The organism is Streptomyces rimosus subsp. rimosus (assembly GCF_000720725.1).
GTDB classification, from domain to species: domain Bacteria; phylum Actinomycetota; class Actinomycetes; order Streptomycetales; family Streptomycetaceae; genus Streptomyces; species Streptomyces rimosus_A.
Genome location: NZ_JOCQ01000021.1, coordinates 62,560 through 77,694, shown reverse-complemented (window position 1 = coordinate 77,694; position 15,135 = coordinate 62,560). Strand labels below are relative to the sequence as shown.

Here is a 15,135-nt window from a genome sequence, read left to right as displayed (position 1 = left end):
GATGTAGGGGTTTGAACCAGCGGGCCGTTCGTGTTTACCGTCTTCATCGCTCGCCAAAGCGGGCCCTTCAACCACACGCCGAATCCTGCCGGTGGTCGGAGGTCATACGTCGCGACAGCGCCGAAGGCAGGAGCGGGGGACCCAAGGTAAGTCGCCGGCCCCGCCCGCGGAAGCGGGACAGCCGGCTTGGGGTGAAGCCGCGTGGAAGCTCACGCGGCCGGGCCACTCACAGCCCGAACCCGACAGCTCACCTCGTAGGCGTCGGTGAGGAAACGAACCATGCTGAACTCCAAGGGCAAGCACCGTCGTCCCTCCAAGGCCGTCCGCGTCGCCACGCTGGCCGGCGTTGCCGGTGCCGCTGTGGCCGTCCCGCTGATGGGCGCCACCTCTGCCTCCGCCGCGAACAACTGGGACGCCGTCGCCCAGTGCGAGTCCGGCGGCAACTGGTCGATCAACACCGGCAACGGCTACTACGGTGGCCTGCAGTTCACCAACTCCAGCTGGAAGGCCGCCGGCGGCACCAAGTACGCCCCGCGCGCCGACCAGGCCAGCAAGAGCCAGCAGATCGCCGCGGCCGAGCGCCTGCTCGCCATCCAGGGCCCGGGCGCCTGGACCTGCGCCGGCGGCCACCTGGGCAAGGGCAACTCGAACGCCACGGCCGAGGGCGGCTCCTCGCAGGGCTCCCACAAGTCGTACAAGTCGCAGCGCTCCTACTCGGCGCCGCAGCACTCCTCGCGCTCCGAGGCCCGGAAGCAGGGCCAGGACCTGGCCCGCAAGACCCCGGCCCCGTCCCACAAGTCGACGCCGAAGTCGAACCCCAAGGGCAACTACACCGTCAAGTCCGGTGACACCCTCGCCAAGATCGCCGCTTCCCACGGCACCAACTGGAAGTCGGTCTACGAGAACAACAAGTCGGTCATCGGCGGCAACCCCAACCTGATCTTCCCGGGTCAGAAGCTGGCCGTCTGAGCCCGCTGAAACCCTGACGGCTCCCGGGTGACCGTGTCACCCCGTACGTACGGCGGTACGTACGGCACGGCACACACCCGGGGCCGGGCCGCTCGCACCGGGAAACCGCTCATCCCGTGAGACCGCCCCGCCACGGCGCGTGAACCCCCGCACGCGCCGCGGCGGGGCTTCTCCGTTTCCGCCCCGGCCGCTCCGGCCCGCCGGGACCCGGGCGAGCCGCGCGGGCCGCCCGCCCCGCCCGGACCCGCCACCCGCCCCACCGGCCCCGTACCGCCCCACGCGCCGACTTCCCCGTACAGCGAACATTGCGCCCATACGTCCCGTGAACAGGGCCTTTGTGAGTGGGTTCATCCCAAGGACCGGGCTGGCGGCGAGCGGAACCCCGGGAGGCCGTTAGGCTCGTGCTGCAGAACTCCAGACACCCATGAAGGAGACAACGTGCCGTCCATCGACGTCGTCGTAGCTCGCGAGATCCTCGACTCGCGAGGCAATCCCACGGTCGAGGTCGAGGTCGGCCTCGACGACGGCAGCACCGGCCGTGCCGCCGTCCCGTCCGGCGCCTCCACCGGCGCCTTCGAGGCCATCGAGCTGCGCGACGGGGACCCGAACCGCTACCAGGGCAAGGGCGTGGAGAAGGCCGTCCTCGCGGTCATCGAGCAGATCGGCCCGGAGCTGGTCGGCTACGACGCCACCGAGCAGCGCCTGATCGACCAGGCCATGTTCGACCTGGACGCCACCGACAACAAGGGCTCGCTCGGCGCCAACGCCATCCTCGGCGTCTCCCTGGCCGTCGCGCACGCCGCCTCCGAGGCCAGCGACCTGCCGCTGTTCCGCTACCTGGGCGGCCCCAACGCCCACGTGCTGCCGGTCCCGATGATGAACATCCTGAACGGCGGCTCGCACGCCGACTCCAACGTGGACATCCAGGAATTCATGATCGCCCCGATCGGCGCGGAGTCCTTCTCCGAGGCGCTGCGCTGGGGCGCCGAGGTCTACCACACCCTCAAGAAGGTGCTCAAGGGCAAGGGCCTGGCCACCGGCCTGGGCGACGAGGGCGGCTTCGCCCCGAACCTCGGCTCCAACCGCGAGGCCCTGGACCTCATCCTGGAGGCCATCAAGGAGGCCGGCTACACCCCCGGCCAGGACATCGCGCTCGCGCTGGACGTCGCCGCCTCCGAGTTCTACAAGGACGGCGTCTACGAGTTCGAGGGCCAGCAGCGCACCGCCGAGCAGATGACCGCGTACTACGCGGAGCTGGTCGAGGCCTACCCGCTGGTCTCCATCGAGGACCCGCTGTTCGAGGACGACTGGGACGGCTGGAAGGTCATCACCGACCGCCTGGGCACCCAGGTGCAGCTGGTCGGCGACGACCTGTTCGTCACCAACCCGGAGCGCCTGGCCCGCGGCATCGAGGAGGGCTCCGCCAACGCCCTGCTGGTCAAGGTCAACCAGATCGGCTCGCTGACCGAGACCCTGGACGCCGTCGAGCTGGCCCAGCGCAACGGCTTCAAGTGCATGATGTCGCACCGCTCCGGCGAGACCGAGGACGTCACCATCGCCGACCTGGCCGTCGCCACCAACTGCGGCCAGATCAAGACCGGCGCCCCGGCCCGCTCCGAGCGCGTCGCCAAGTACAACCAGCTGCTGCGCATCGAGGAGATCCTCGACGACGCGGCCGTGTACGCGGGCCGCTCCGCCTTCCCGCGGTTCCGCTTCGCGGACTGACAAGCACAGCAAGGGCTGATCGGGCTGATCCGTCCGGGGCCGCGCGGCCCCGGCGGCAGCCAATGACGTACGTCCCCGGCGGCGGTCCCGTACCGTTGCCGGGGACGTACGTGCTCCGGGCCGCACCGGTCCGGGCCGCTCACCCAGGGAGGGCGACGTGTCCGCGGAACGGTTCTCCACCGCGACCCGGCTCAAGGCGCTCGGCGAGCAGGCCGCCGCCCGCGTCCAGCGCGCCCGCCCGCGCCGCCGCGGCCGCCTGACCGGCCGCGCGGCGCTGCTCGCCCTGGTCCTGTGCTCGCTGGTCGTCGCCCTGGCCTACCCCACCCGGCAGTACATCTCGCAGCGCGCCGAGATCGCCGACCAGCGCCGCCAGGCCGACCGGGCCGGGCAGCGGGCCGACGAGCTGCGCGACGAGAAGGCCCGCTGGCAGGACCCCGAGTACGTACGGCAGCAGGCCCGGCTGCACCTGCACTACGTCATGCCGGGGGAGACCGGCTACATCGTCCAGGACGGCTCCGGCGACGGGAAGCGGCGCACGGGTCAGGGCGCCGCGGAACGCCCCTGGTACGACAACATCTGGAACGGCCTGGACTCCGCCGACAAGTAGCCTGACCGGGGCACCCGAGCCGCCCCGCCCCCTGCCCGGCACCACCACACAACCGAAAGCATCATGTCCGTGTCTGAACACCGCATGCCCCCGCCGCAGACCGAGCGCACCGAACCGACCGAGGCGGACATCGCGGCCTTCAAGGAACAGCTCGGCCGCCCGCCGCGCGGCCTGCGCGCCATCGCGCACCGCTGCCCCTGCGGGCAGCCGGACGTCGTCGAGACGGCCCCGCGCCTGGAGGACGGCACCCCCTTCCCCACGCTCTACTACCTCACCTGCCCGCGCGCGGCCTCCGCGATCGGCACGCTGGAGGCCAACGGCGTGATGAAGGAGATGACCGAGCGGCTGGGCCGGGACCCGGAGCTGGCCGCGAAGTACCGCGCCGCCCACGAGGACTACATCCGGCGCCGCGACGAGATCGAGGTCCTCCAGGGCTTCCCGAGCGCCGGCGGCATGCCGGACCGGGTCAAGTGCCTGCACGTCCTGGTCGGCCACTCGCTGGCGGCCGGCCCCGGCGTCAACCCGCTCGGCGACGAGGCGCTGGCGATGCTGCCGCAGTGGTGGCGCAAGGGCCCGTGCGTGACCCCCTGCCAGGAGCCGGGCGAAGGAGAAGGCGAGTGAAGCGCGTAGCCGCCATCGACTGCGGCACCAACTCCATCCGCCTGCTCGTCGCCGACCTCGACCCGGCGACCGGCGAGCTGAAGGACCTGGACCGCCGGATGACGATCGTCCGCCTGGGCCAGGGCGTGGACCGTACCGGCCGCCTGGCCCCCGAGGCCCTGGAGCGCACCTTCGCGGCCTGCCGCGAGTACGCCGCCGTCATCGAGGACCTGGGCGCCGAATCCCTCCGCTTCGTGGCCACCTCCGCCTCCCGCGACGCCGAGAACCGCGACGACTTCGTACGCGGCGTGGTGGACATCCTGGGCGTCGAGCCCGAGGTGATCACCGGCGACCAGGAGGCCGAGTTCTCCTTCACCGGCGCGACGAAGGAACTGACCGGCGGAGAGACAGCAGGCGCGGAGCGCCTTCCCGCGGAGGGCGGTGGCGGGCGACGGGCGGGCCTGACCACCCCCTATCTGGTCGTGGACATCGGCGGCGGCTCGACGGAGTTCGTCCTCGGCTCCGACTCCGTACGCGCCGCCCGCTCCGTGGACATCGGCTGCGTCCGCATGACCGAACGCCACCTCGTACGGGACGGCAAGATCATCGCCGACCCGCCCGGCGAGGAGCAGGTCAGCGCCATCAAGGCCGACATCGCCCAGGCCCTGGACGAGGCGGCGGAAACCGTCCCCCTCTCCGAGGCCCGCACCCTGGTCGGCCTGGCCGGCTCGGTCACCACGGTCGCCGCCATCGCCCTGAACCTGACGGAGTACGACTCCACCGCCATCCACCACACGCGGATCCCCCTGCCACAGGTCCGCGACATCACCCACCGCCTCCTGACCGCCACCCACGAGGAGCGCGCCGCCATCCCGTCGATGCACCCCGGCCGCGTGGACGTCATCGCCGCAGGCGCCCTGGTCCTCCTGTCGATCATGGAACGGATCGGGGCACAGGAGGTCGTGGTGTCGGAGCACGACATTCTGGACGGGATCGCCTGGAGTTGCGTGTAGGGCGTGCGGGCCGGCCGCCCGGATGCCTGGCATCCGGACGGCTGCGCGCGCTCAGGAATGGGGCAGCGCGGGACGTGGCGCGCTATCGGCCCGAACCCCCGTGACGCCGACGAAAACACGATCACGGGTGAAGGAGCGGCGCAGATACGCCTCAATGGCGTCGGGCCCGGCGCCGGGCGGAACCGGATCGAGTCCCAGGGCGAGACAGACATACCCGCCGTGCAGGATGTGGTCGAGCCAACGGGGCGACGGGTTCGGCACCCGTAGGGCGAATCTCGGGTGCCCGTAATCGAGGACGAGACGCGGTCCGCGGACCGACAGCCGGTCGCCGATCACGGTCAAGCGCCGGGACGCCGTACGCAGACCGAGCGCATCCGCGATGCCGAGTATCTGGTCCTCGATGCCCTGAGCGGTTTCTCCCGGCCGTCGCGGCGAGGGGTGCGCCATCAGCAGCCACGCCACATGTCCCGCCGGAGAGGCCGTGTCGAGCCAGGTACTGGTGACCACACCGGCGATGAAACCGGGGCCCGGCGCCGGCCGGACCGGCGTCAGTGCCATGCCGGCTCCACCCACACGACCTTGCCGAACGGGCGGTCGTCGACGCCCCACCTGTCGGCGATCGCTTGCACGACGTACAGGCCGCGCCCCCTCTCACGTCCCCGGCCGGGAGCCCTGAGCTTGGGGCGGCGCCGTGCCGGGTCGTGCACCTCGATCCGTGCTCCCTCCGGTGCCGCGTCCACGGTGACGGCGATCCGGTCGCCCGGCTCGGTGCCGTACCGGTAGGCGTTGGTGACCAGCTCGGATACGACCAGCTGCGCGATCGCGAGCCGGTCCCCGGTGATATCGGGAACGGCGGCCTCGATCACCTCGCGGGCATGTTTCCGGGCGCGCCCGGGTGCCTTCGCGTCGCCCGCGAAGGTCCGGGGCGACGCTACGGGTGCGACTTGGGCTCTCCGCCCGTGCCCGGTCCTGGACACACTCGCCGGTTGCTGTTCCACCTGGCGACCTCCACGCGCTCGGCATGACCCCTGATCGGTCCTTGGACGGGGATGCTCCAGACCGTAAGTACGCGGTTGCTCAGCGCCACTATGCTCAGCGTGCGCCGCTGGTTCCTCGCCGCCTTCGACGCTATGGGCGCGGCGGACACCGAAAAACTGACGCACCGTACGAGTTGTCTGCGGCCACGCACACAGGAGCAGGCCATGACATCAACGCGTTCGCCCATCGGGTCGGGAAAGCTGACCGGTGTGCGGGGTTCCCGTAGGCAGGCCGGTGACGGGGCTGTCACCGGCCATCTCTTCAAGATCATCCGCGAGCGTATGCCCTGCACACAGCGTGGCCTGGCCGAGCTGCTCGACGTGGACCCCGCGACCGTCCAGGGGTGGGAGTCCGGCCGCCGTTCGCTGGCGGCGGTGCCGTCCGCGCAGTTCCTGCTCATCCGCCGTCACCTGCTCAGGCGCGGTGGTGACCCCGCCCTGCTGGCGCTGCTCGATGTCGCGCTGGAAGCCGACTCGGTGATCGCTCATGCGCTGGCGGCCGGGGCCGGGGCGGCGGACGAGTTCCGTAGCCACCCGCTGTCCGGGTGGGTGTGCACGCGGACAGCCCTCACATGATCGCCTGGGCGCTTACCGGGGTGGCGCCCCTGGCCGTCCCGCCAACTCCTGGGACGACACCACGCAGGCGGGGGCCGTCTCCCGTCTCTCCGATCCTTCCCGCACTGGAGCGTCAGAGGTTCTTCGACCATCTGCGGAGATACGCCGAGATCGCGGACCGGGCCGGTGCTGACGGAGCGCTCCTGCGACGACAGGCCGTCTACCTCTGCAGTTACGACTCGGCCCCGGACACGCGCGCGTGGCTCGCCGACATGCGAAGCCGCAGGCCGTTGCAGCTGCGGAATACGGCATGGACGCCGGCCTGGGCCGATGTGCGGTCCCTCGCCACCTCACTGACCAGATACGGCGATATGGAGGTGCTGCACGCCTTCATCGAGCGCGGGATGGGAAACGACTCGGGCGAGATCGCGAATCTCAACTACTGGGCGTACTGGCTCGGGCTGGACCGTGTCCTGCGGCCCGACGATTCCTTCATGGCGGATCGCACTCCGTCTTGGGACGCGGGCGCTCTGCTCCGCAGCCTCGCGGATCGCCTCGACCCCGGCCTCGCCTGCGTGGATCTGAATGTTCATTCGGTGTGGGCGCTGATCGCGGCTCGTCCAGGTGCCGTGGCCGCTCACCCCGGGCTCACCGCAGACCTGCGGCAACGGGTCGAGCGCCTGCTCGACGGTGGCGCGGTCTCCCGGCAATCCCGGCGCGAGCTCGACGCCGTGCAATACGGTCTGAGGCTGAGTCACCCATGATCCATCTGAGAGGACGGGCCGGATGAGCGACGACCAGTACGCCAAGGGTTCCATGAGCTATCTGATGGAGATGGGGGCGCTGAAGCGCGCGAAGCGGTCCGGCTGGTGGATCGCAGGGGTGAAGGATCCGGAGACGATCGCCGAGCACAGCTTCCGTACGGCGGTCATCGGCTCGGTGCTGGCGATGATGGAAGGAGCCGACCCGGCGAAGGTCGCGTTGCTGTGCACCTTCCACGACACCCAGGAGACACGGGTCGGCGACATTCCCTGGATCGGCCGTCGTTACCTGAAGGCCACGAAGAACGAGGACGTCACGGCCGACCAGGTCGCCGACGCCCATCCGGCCGTCGCGGCGGGCATCCGGGCGGTGGTCGAGGAGTACGAGAACGGCGACTCGCCGGAGGTCGCGGTCGCGCACGACGCGGACAAGCTGGAGTGCATGATCCAGGGGATCGAGTACCTTGAGCAGGGCTATCGCAACGCCCAGGAGTGGGTCGACAGCACACGGGCGAAGCTGAAGACCGCTTCGGCCGTCGAACTCGCCGAAGCGGCGCAGGGGATGAGCTCCGCCGACTGGCAGCGGGTGTATCTGCGCTGAGGTGACGGGGGCTCGGGAGGCGTTTCGCAGGCTTCGGCCGTGGTTCCCGCGGGTGGTCGCCCGCCCCGCGTCCAGGGCCCTTCAGGCCCTTCCCCGGCGTCCGAGCGACCCGTTCCGCAGAAAACTTCGTGAAACTCTTCACATGAAAAACCCGCCCATCGACCGCACAAACCGGGCACCAGGTCCTGGTTCTGAGGCCGTAGGCCCCTACCGCCACAAAAATGTGCGGTTTCAGCGGTGTTAAAGAGATCCTTACGGGGCGGGTGGTTCAGTCGCTCACGAGGTCGCAATCCCTGATCAACAGGGGTGTCCAACGCTTCGGAGGGTACGGTGGTTCCCCCGTGGAGCTATGGCGTCGATCACGAAGGCGCGGAGTGTAGCAGACGCCCCCCGCAACCTTGTGAAGGGGCTCACGAGGGGTGCTCCGAGTGGGGGTGGATACTCGATTGCATGAGCACCACGGAGCGTCCCAGGATCCTCGTTGTAGGCGGTGGGTACGTAGGTTTGTACGCGGCACGCCGCATCCTCAAGAAGATGCGGTACGGCGAGGCGACGGTCACGGTCGTCGACCCGCGCTCGTACATGACGTACCAGCCCTTCCTCCCTGAAGCTGCTGCCGGCAGCATCTCTCCCCGCCACGTCGTGGTGCCGCTGCGACGCGTGCTCCCGAAGGCGGAGGTCCTCACCGGCCGCGTCACCACCATCGACCAGGACCGCAAGGTCGCCACGATCGCGCCGCTGGTCGGCGAGGCGTACGAGCTGCCCTTCGACTACCTGGTCATCGCGATGGGCGCGGTCTCGCGCACCTTCCCGATCCCCGGCCTCGCCGAGAACGGCATCGGCATGAAGGGTGTCGAGGAGGCCATCGGCCTGCGCAACCACGTGCTGGAGCAGCTCGACAAGGCCGACTCCACGACCGACGAGGAGGTCCGCCGCAAGGCGCTGACCTTCGTCTTCGTCGGCGGTGGCTTCGCCGGTGCGGAGACCGTCGGCGAGGTCGAGGACATGGCCCGCGACGCCGCCAAGTACTACAAGAACGTCAAGCGCGAAGACATGCGCTTCATCCTGGTCGACGTCGCGGACAAGATCCTCCCCGAGGTCGGCCCGAAGCTCGGCGCGTACGGCAAGGAGCACCTGGAGAGCCGCGGGGTCGAGATCTACCTCGGCACCAGCACCAAGTCCTGCGTCGACGGCCACGTGGTGCTGAGCAACGACCTGGAGGTCGACTCCAACACCATCGTGTGGACCGCCGGCGTCAAGCCGAACCCGGCGCTCTCGCGCTTCGGTCTGCCGCTGGGCCCGCGCGGCCACGTCGACACCCAGGCCACCCTCCAGGTGCAGGGCACCGACTACATCTGGGCCGCGGGCGACAACGCCCAGGTCCCGGACCTGGTCGGCCGCAAGGCGGGCAACGAGAACGCCTGGTGCCCGCCGAACGCCCAGCACGCGCTGCGCCAGGCCAAGGTCCTCGGCGACAACGTGATCTCCGGTATGCGGGGCTTCCCGCAGAAGGAGTACAGCCACGCCAACAAGGGCGCGGTCGCGGGCCTCGGTCTGCACAAGGGCGTCGCGATGATCGTCGTCGGCAAGACGAAGATCAAGCTGAAGGGCCGGCTGGCCTGGTACATGCACCGCGCGTACCACGGCATGGCGATGCCGACCTTCAACCGCAAGATCCGCGTCTTCGCCGACTGGACCCTCGGCATGTTCCTCAAGCGCGAGATCACCTCGCTCGGCGCCATGGAGAACCCCCGCGAGGAGTTCTACGAGGCCGCCAAGCCGGCCCCGGCGCCCGCCGCCGCGGCCGACGACAAGGCGAAGGCCGACGAGAGCGACAAGGCGAAGGCCAAGGCTTCTTGACCTTCCCGTTGGGGTGACGCCGTCCGGCGCGCGTCACCCGCACACCACCGCCGAAGGGGCGGCTGCCATCCGTGGTGCAGCCGCCCCTTCGGCGTATTCGTTGTGGCGCACCGTGGCCGTTTTGCTGTTCCCTTACGAACGAGCGGGACTACCCGGGCTCCCGAACGGCGTTTACGTGGTGGGTGAAACTTCTTCGCCCTTCCCGTCAACACGGAGGTGTGCGACATGGCCGACGCCGCTGGACGGCTCTCCAAGCTCGCCGAGGAGGTGCTGGGAGCCCCGCTCCCGGTCCGTATCCGCGCCTGGGACCGCAGCGAGTACGGCCCGCCGGGCGCACCTGTTCTGATTATTCGCAACCGCCGTGCCCTGCGTCGTCTCCTGTTCAAGCCGGGCGAGTTGGGTCTCGCGCGCGCTTGGGTGGCCGGTGACATCGACATCGAGGGTGATCTGTACGAGGCCCTGGATATGTTGTCCGGGTTGATCTGGGAACGCGGTACGGCGGCCGAGAAGCCCCAGCGTGCCGCTGCCCTGCGTGCTCTGGCCAAGCCGGAGATCCGTGCCGCCGCCCGCGACCTGGTGGCCCTGGCGGGCATCCCCGTACCTCCTAAGCCGCCTGCTGAAGAGGCCCCCAAGAGTCACGGCCCGCTGCACACCCTGCGCCGCGACAAGGAAGCCATCAGCCACCACTACGACGTCGGCAACGACTTCTACGAGCTGGTGCTCGGCCCGTCGATGGTCTACTCGTGCGCGTACTGGGAGAGCCCGGACGCCACCCTGGAGGAGGCCCAGCGCGACAAGCTGGACCTGATCTGCCGCAAGCTGCGCCTGGAAGAGGGGCAGCGGCTGCTGGACGTCGGCTGCGGCTGGGGCTCGATGGCCCTGCACGCCGCCCGGGAGTACGGCGTACGGGTCGTCGGCATCACCCTCTCCGAGGAGCAGGCCACCTACGGCCGCAAGCGCGTCGCCGAGGCCGGCCTCGCGGACCGCGTCGAGATCCGCGTCCAGGACTACCGCGAGGTCCACGACGAGCCGTTCGACGCGATCTCCTCGATCGGCATGGCCGAGCACGTCGGCCGCGCCCGCTACGCCGAGTACGCCGCCGACCTGTACGCGCTCCTCAAGCCCGGCGGCCGGCTGCTCAACCACCAGATCGCCCGCCGCCCGCTGGCGGACGAGGACTCCTACCACGTCGACGAGTTCATCGACCGGTACGTCTTCCCGGACGGCGAGCTGGCCCCGGTCGGCCGCACCGTCGGACAGCTGGAGGACGCCGGGTTCGAGGTACGGGACGTGGAGGCGATCCGTGAGCACTACGCGCTGACGCTGCGCGCCTGGGTGGCGAACCTGGAGGCGCGCTGGAAGGAAGCGGTGCGGCTGACGACGCCGGGCCGGGCCCGGGTGTGGCGGCTCTACATGGCCGCCTCCGCGCTGTCCTTCGAGCGCAACCGGATAGGGGTCAACCAGGTCCTGGCCGTCCGTACGCCGGAGTCCGGCGCCTCGGGGCTGCCGCTGCGCGCCCGCGAGTGGCGCGGCTGAAGGCAGGGAGCATACGGATGGGCCCCGGGCCCGGACCGCCGCGCGCGGTCCGGGCCCGGGGCCCTTCGTACGGGTGCCGGCTACTCGGCCTTGATCGCCGCCAGCATGTTCAGCTTCGCGGCCCGCCGGGCCGGCCACAGCGCGGCCAGCATGCCGACCACCGCGGCGAGCGCCAGGAAGATGCCCATCCGGCCCCACGGCAGCACCAGCTCGTAGGTGTCCAGCGAGGCGCCGATCAGCTCACCGGCCGCCCAGCCGAAGAAGACGCCCAGGCCGATGCCGAGGACCCCGCCGAACAGCGCGATCACCAGCGACTCCAGCCGCACCATCCGCTTGATGCCGGCCCGGTCCAGGCCGATCGCCCGCAGCATGCCGATCTCCTGCTGCCGCTCGAAGACCGACATCGCCAGGGTGTTGACCACCCCGAGCACCGCGACGATCACGGCCATGGCGAGCAGCCCGTAGAGCATGTTCAGCATCAGGTTGATCATCCGGGCGATGTCCTCGGACACGTCCTTCTTGTCCTGGACGGTGATCGCCGGGTTCTTGCCGAGGGTCTCGACCAGGGAGTCCTTGGCGGCGTCGGTCGCGCCGTCCTTGGTCTTGACCATCACCTGCATGTCGGTGGGGTGCTTCTGGTGCGGGGCCAGCACGGAGGTGTCCAGCATGATCCCCCGGAGCATCTCGTTGCCCTCGTAGATGCCGGAGACGGTGAGCCGGCCCTTCTTGCCGTCCTCGAACGTCGTCGCGAAGGACGAGCCGACCTGCCAGCCGTGCTGCTTGGCCGTGCCGCTGTCGACGACCGCGCGGTTCGCCTTCGGGTCGCCGAGCCCGTCGAAGGAGCCCGCGGTGAACTTCAGGTTCGTCAGCTCGCCGATCGCCTTGCCGTCCACCCCGGTCAGGTACTCGGTCTCGCCGCCGATGCGGGCGGGGGCGTTGCGCAGCGGGCTGGAGGCGGTGACCTCCGGGTCGGCCGCCAGCGTCTTCGCCACATCCGGGGAGAGCGGGCCGCGGTTGGCCATGCCGACGACGTAGTCGGCCTTCAGGGCGTCGGTCGCCATCTTGTCGACGCCCTTCTGGACACTGCCCGCGATCACGGTCAGGCCGGTGACCAGGGTGAGCCCGATCATCAGGGCGGAGGCGGTGGCGGCCGTACGGCGCGGGTTGCGCACCGCGTTCTGCCGGGCCAGCTTGCCCGAGATGCCGAAGGCGCGCAGGACGGGCGCGGCGGCCGCGATCAGCGGGCGGGACAGCAGCGGGGTCAGGACGAAGACACCGATCAGCAGCAGTCCGGCGCCCAGGCTCATCAGCGCCTTGCCCTGGTCGGAGCCCACGGCCGTGGCACCCAGGACGCAGGCGATGCCCGCGGCGGCCAGCACCGCGCCGATGGCGTTGCGTACCACCAGGGACTTCGTGGTCGCCGCCGCGTGCACGCTGTTCATCGCGGCGACCGGCGGGATCTTCGCGGCGCGGCGGCCCGGCAGCCAGGCGGCGAGGACCGTCACCACGATGCCGACCACCAGCGAGGCGACGACCGTCGACGGGGCGACGACCAGCGGGCCGTCGGGGACGGTGCCGAGGGCACCGGTGAGCGCGCGCAGTCCGGCGCCGATGCCGATACCGGCGAGCAGGCCCGTCACGGCGGCGACCGCGCCGACCACGAACGCCTCGATGAGCACCGAGCGGGTGACCTGGCGGCGGCTGGCGCCGACCGCCCGCATCAGGGCCAGTTCCTTGGTGCGCTGGGCGACCAGCATGGTGAAGGTGTTGGCGATGATGAAGATGCCGACGAAGAGCGCGATGCCGGCGAAAACCAGCAGGCCGGTCTTCATGCTGTCCATGCTCTTGGCGATCATCTCGGCCTGGTCGTCGGCGAGCTTCTTGCCGGTGACGGCCTCGGCGGTGTCCGGCAGGACCTTGTCGACCGCGGACTTCAGCGCGTCCTGGGACGTACCGGGCGCGGCCTTGACGTCGATCTCGCTGAACCCGCCGGGCATGTGGAACAGCTGCTGCGCGGTGGCGGTGTCGAACAGCGCGAGGCTGCCGCCCGCGGCGACCGCGCCGTCCTCGGTGGTGAAGACGCCGGACACCTTCGCCTCGCGGACCGGCCCGTCGACGGACAGGCGTACGGTGTCGCCGACCTTGTAGCCGGTCTTCTCGGCGGTCCCGGAGTCCAGGGCGACCTGGCCGGCGCCCTTGGGCGCGGTCCCCGACGTCATCGGGAAGCGGGCGTCCTTGCCGTCCGGGCCCGGGAAGTAGTTGCGGCCGCGGGAGCTGAAGCCGTTGCCGACGAGCTTGCCGCTCTTGTCGGCGATGGCGGTGAAGCCCTCGACGGTGCCGGTGGCGCCGGCCGCGCCGGGGACCCTGCCGGCCTGGTCGAGCAGCGCCCGGCTCAGCTTGGGCGCCGCGCCCGGCTTGGCGTCGGCGGCGTCCGAGCGGTGCGGCTGGACGGCCACGTCGACCCCGGCGAAGCCCTTCTGCGAGCTCTTCTGCTGGGCGTCGGAGAGGGTGGAGGTGAAGACCAGGGTGCCGGAGACGAAGGCCACGCCGAGCATGACGGCGAGGACGGTCATCAGCAGCCGGGCCTTGTGCGCGAGCACGTTGCGCACGGCGGTACGGAACATCGTCAGTCCTGTGGGAGAAGGGCGGTGGACGGGCTGCGGGCGCGGGTCAGCTGACCCGGCCCCTGGCGTCGAAGCCCTTCATGCGCTCCAGCACCCGGTCGGCGGTGGGGTCGCGCATGTCGTCGACGATCCGCCCGTCGGCGAGGAAGACGACCCGGTCCGCGTAGGCCGCCGCCACCGGGTCGTGGGTCACCATCACCACGGTCTGGCCCAGTTCCCGTACGGAGTTGCGCAGGAAGCCCAGGACCTCGGCGCCGGAGCGGGAGTCGAGGTTGCCGGTCGGCTCGTCGGCGAAGATGATCTCGGGACGGGAGGCCAGCGCGCGGGCCACCGCCACGCGCTGCTGCTGGCCGCCGGAGAGCTGGCTCGGGCGGTGCTTGAGGCGCCCGGACAGGCCGACGGTCTGCACGACGCGGTCCAGCCACTCCCGGTCGGGCTTGCGGCCCGCGATGTCCATCGGCAGCGTGATGTTCTCCAGCGCGGTCAGCGTCGGCAGCAGGTTGAACGCCTGGAAGATGAAGCCGATCTTGTCGCGGCGCAGCCGGGTCAGATGCTTGTCCTTCAGGCCGTTCAGCTCGGTGTCGCCTATCAGGGCCGAGCCGCGGGAGACCGCGTCCAGTCCGGCCATGCAGTGCATGAGCGTGGACTTGCCGGAGCCGGACGGGCCCATGATCGCGGTGAACTCGGCCTGCCGGAACTCGACCGAGACCTGGTCCAGCGCGACCACCTGGGTCTCGCCCTGTCCGTAGACCTTGGTGAGATCCGTGGCGCGTGCGGCCACCGTGGCGCGGGTGGCGGTGGGGACGCCGGTGTGGGTGGTGGTCACGGGAAGGGACTCCTGTCGAACGTCGGGACCGTCGGGGCCGGTGGAACGCGGCCCCTTCCATCGTGGGGGAGGCCCCGGTACGGCAACGTCAGCCCGTGAGCCGGTCCTGGGGGAGCCTTGCGAGGTATCCGAACGGTCCTTCGGTCATCCCTGGGTATGACCGCGACCCTGAGGAGAAGGGGGCGGGAAGGGCGCTCGCGGGGGCGCGCGCACGGCATCGAGTTTCCGTCAATCGGGACACGTCCCACAGCAGGCGCCGGAGCGGCGAGGGTGGGCCGCAGGCATGTGCCGAAGGCCCGTACCATCCGCTGATGGCCCCTCAGTTGCCAATAAAATAAGACAACCTCGGGAAGACGGCCCCCTGTTCAGACGGTACTGCGGGCTAGGCTCGTGCTGCCCCCTTTGAGGTGGCATGGGGGAT

General features: G+C 70.5%; 14 protein-coding genes and 1 riboswitch. Of the genes, 10 read left to right on the top strand and 4 right to left on the bottom strand.

The window, feature by feature from the left end; all coding sequences use genetic code 11:
• Positions 1-108 precede the first annotated feature (108 nt).
• Positions 109-276: riboswitch (cyclic di-AMP (ydaO/yuaA leader) on the top strand.
• Positions 277-279: 3 nt separating this feature from the next.
• The 5 genes from IH45_RS0113795 (at position 280) to IH45_RS0113775 (ending at position 4,914) form a co-directional block, all read left to right on the top strand.
• Complete coding sequence (locus tag IH45_RS0113795; protein WP_030666680.1) at positions 280-969, top strand: transglycosylase family protein; 690 nt, start codon at positions 280-282, stop codon at positions 967-969.
• A gap of 438 nt (positions 970-1,407) precedes the next feature.
• Entirely contained in the window at positions 1,408-2,694 is a 1,287-nt protein-coding gene (gene eno / locus IH45_RS0113790) for a phosphopyruvate hydratase (RefSeq protein WP_030666678.1), read from the top strand.
• A gap of 157 nt (positions 2,695-2,851) precedes the next feature.
• Entirely contained in the window at positions 2,852-3,301 is a 450-nt protein-coding gene (locus IH45_RS0113785) for an FtsB family cell division protein (protein ID WP_030666676.1), read from the top strand.
• 63 nt (positions 3,302-3,364) lie between these two features.
• Complete coding sequence (locus IH45_RS0113780; protein WP_394298674.1) at positions 3,365-3,922, top strand: DUF501 domain-containing protein; 558 nt, start codon at positions 3,365-3,367, stop codon at positions 3,920-3,922.
• Positions 3,919-4,914, top strand: coding sequence for a Ppx/GppA phosphatase family protein (locus IH45_RS0113775; protein ID WP_030666672.1), 996 nt, complete (start codon positions 3,919-3,921; stop codon positions 4,912-4,914). Before IH45_RS0113780 ends, IH45_RS0113775 begins: the two co-directional genes overlap by 4 nt.
• Positions 4,915-4,965: 51 nt before the next feature.
• Here IH45_RS0113775 and IH45_RS01000000143620 read toward each other — a convergent pair whose 3' ends face one another.
• Both IH45_RS01000000143620 and IH45_RS0113765 read right to left on the bottom strand, forming a co-directional pair.
• Positions 4,966-5,472: a hypothetical protein gene (locus IH45_RS01000000143620; protein WP_050514813.1), complete on the bottom strand. Its 507-nt coding sequence runs from the start codon at positions 5,470-5,472 to the stop codon at positions 4,966-4,968.
• Positions 5,463-5,891 carry an ATP-binding protein gene (locus tag IH45_RS0113765; protein ID WP_030666668.1) on the bottom strand — a complete coding sequence of 143 codons (429 nt, stop codon included), beginning with the start codon at positions 5,889-5,891 and terminating at the stop codon, positions 5,463-5,465. Before IH45_RS0113765 ends, IH45_RS01000000143620 begins: the two co-directional genes overlap by 10 nt.
• Before the next feature lie 225 nt (positions 5,892-6,116).
• Between IH45_RS0113765 and IH45_RS1000000149885 the strand changes: the two genes are divergently transcribed.
• The 5 genes from IH45_RS1000000149885 (at position 6,117) to IH45_RS0113745 (ending at position 11,264) form a co-directional block, all read left to right on the top strand.
• Positions 6,117-6,527 (top strand): helix-turn-helix domain-containing protein, encoded by a 411-nt coding sequence (locus IH45_RS1000000149885; protein WP_234440534.1) that lies wholly within the window; start codon positions 6,117-6,119, stop codon positions 6,525-6,527.
• A gap of 350 nt (positions 6,528-6,877) precedes the next feature.
• Positions 6,878-7,270 (top strand): hypothetical protein, encoded by a 393-nt coding sequence (locus IH45_RS1000000149880; protein WP_234440533.1) that lies wholly within the window; start codon positions 6,878-6,880, stop codon positions 7,268-7,270.
• 22 nt (positions 7,271-7,292) lie between these two features.
• On the top strand, positions 7,293-7,868 hold the full coding sequence (locus IH45_RS0113755; protein WP_030666666.1) for an HD domain-containing protein: 576 nt from the start codon (positions 7,293-7,295) through the stop codon (positions 7,866-7,868).
• A gap of 450 nt (positions 7,869-8,318) precedes the next feature.
• The gene (locus IH45_RS0113750; RefSeq protein WP_030666664.1) at positions 8,319-9,728 is read left to right on the top strand and encodes an NAD(P)/FAD-dependent oxidoreductase; all 1,410 of its coding nucleotides are present in this window, start codon (positions 8,319-8,321) and stop codon (positions 9,726-9,728) included.
• Between the two features lie 225 nt (positions 9,729-9,953).
• Positions 9,954-11,264, top strand: coding sequence for an SAM-dependent methyltransferase (locus IH45_RS0113745; RefSeq protein ID WP_030666662.1), 1,311 nt, complete (start codon positions 9,954-9,956; stop codon positions 11,262-11,264).
• A gap of 80 nt (positions 11,265-11,344) precedes the next feature.
• On the opposite strand, the gene IH45_RS0113740 is transcribed toward IH45_RS0113745, so the two are convergent.
• Both IH45_RS0113740 and IH45_RS0113735 read right to left on the bottom strand, forming a co-directional pair.
• The gene (locus IH45_RS0113740) at positions 11,345-13,888 is read right to left on the bottom strand and encodes an ABC transporter permease (RefSeq protein ID WP_030666659.1); all 2,544 of its coding nucleotides are present in this window, start codon (positions 13,886-13,888) and stop codon (positions 11,345-11,347) included.
• 46 nt (positions 13,889-13,934) lie between these two features.
• Positions 13,935-14,714 (bottom strand): ABC transporter ATP-binding protein, encoded by a 780-nt coding sequence (locus tag IH45_RS0113735; RefSeq protein ID WP_030666658.1) that lies wholly within the window; start codon positions 14,712-14,714, stop codon positions 13,935-13,937.
• Positions 14,715-15,135 lie beyond the last annotated feature (421 nt).

Bases quoted from the DNA above. Each gene is read 5' to 3' on its own strand.
- IH45_RS0113795 (WP_030666680.1), top strand. From the start codon at position 280: ATGCTGAACTCCAAGGGCAAGCACCGTCGTCCCTCCAAGGCCGTCCGC.
- IH45_RS0113780 (WP_394298674.1), top strand. From the start codon at position 3,365: ATGTCCGTGTCTGAACACCGCATGCCCCCGCCGCAGACCGAGCGCACC.
- IH45_RS01000000143620 (WP_050514813.1), bottom strand. From the start codon at position 5,472: ATGGCACTGACGCCGGTCCGGCCGGCGCCGGGCCCCGGTTTCATCGCC.
- IH45_RS1000000149885 (WP_234440534.1), top strand. From the start codon at position 6,117: ATGACATCAACGCGTTCGCCCATCGGGTCGGGAAAGCTGACCGGTGTG.
- IH45_RS1000000149880 (WP_234440533.1), top strand. From the start codon at position 6,878: ATGGAGGTGCTGCACGCCTTCATCGAGCGCGGGATGGGAAACGACTCG.
- IH45_RS0113755 (WP_030666666.1), top strand. From the start codon at position 7,293: ATGAGCGACGACCAGTACGCCAAGGGTTCCATGAGCTATCTGATGGAG.
- IH45_RS0113750 (WP_030666664.1), top strand. From the start codon at position 8,319: ATGAGCACCACGGAGCGTCCCAGGATCCTCGTTGTAGGCGGTGGGTAC.
- IH45_RS0113745 (WP_030666662.1), top strand. From the start codon at position 9,954: ATGGCCGACGCCGCTGGACGGCTCTCCAAGCTCGCCGAGGAGGTGCTG.
- IH45_RS0113740 (WP_030666659.1), bottom strand. From the start codon at position 13,888: ATGTTCCGTACCGCCGTGCGCAACGTGCTCGCGCACAAGGCCCGGCTG.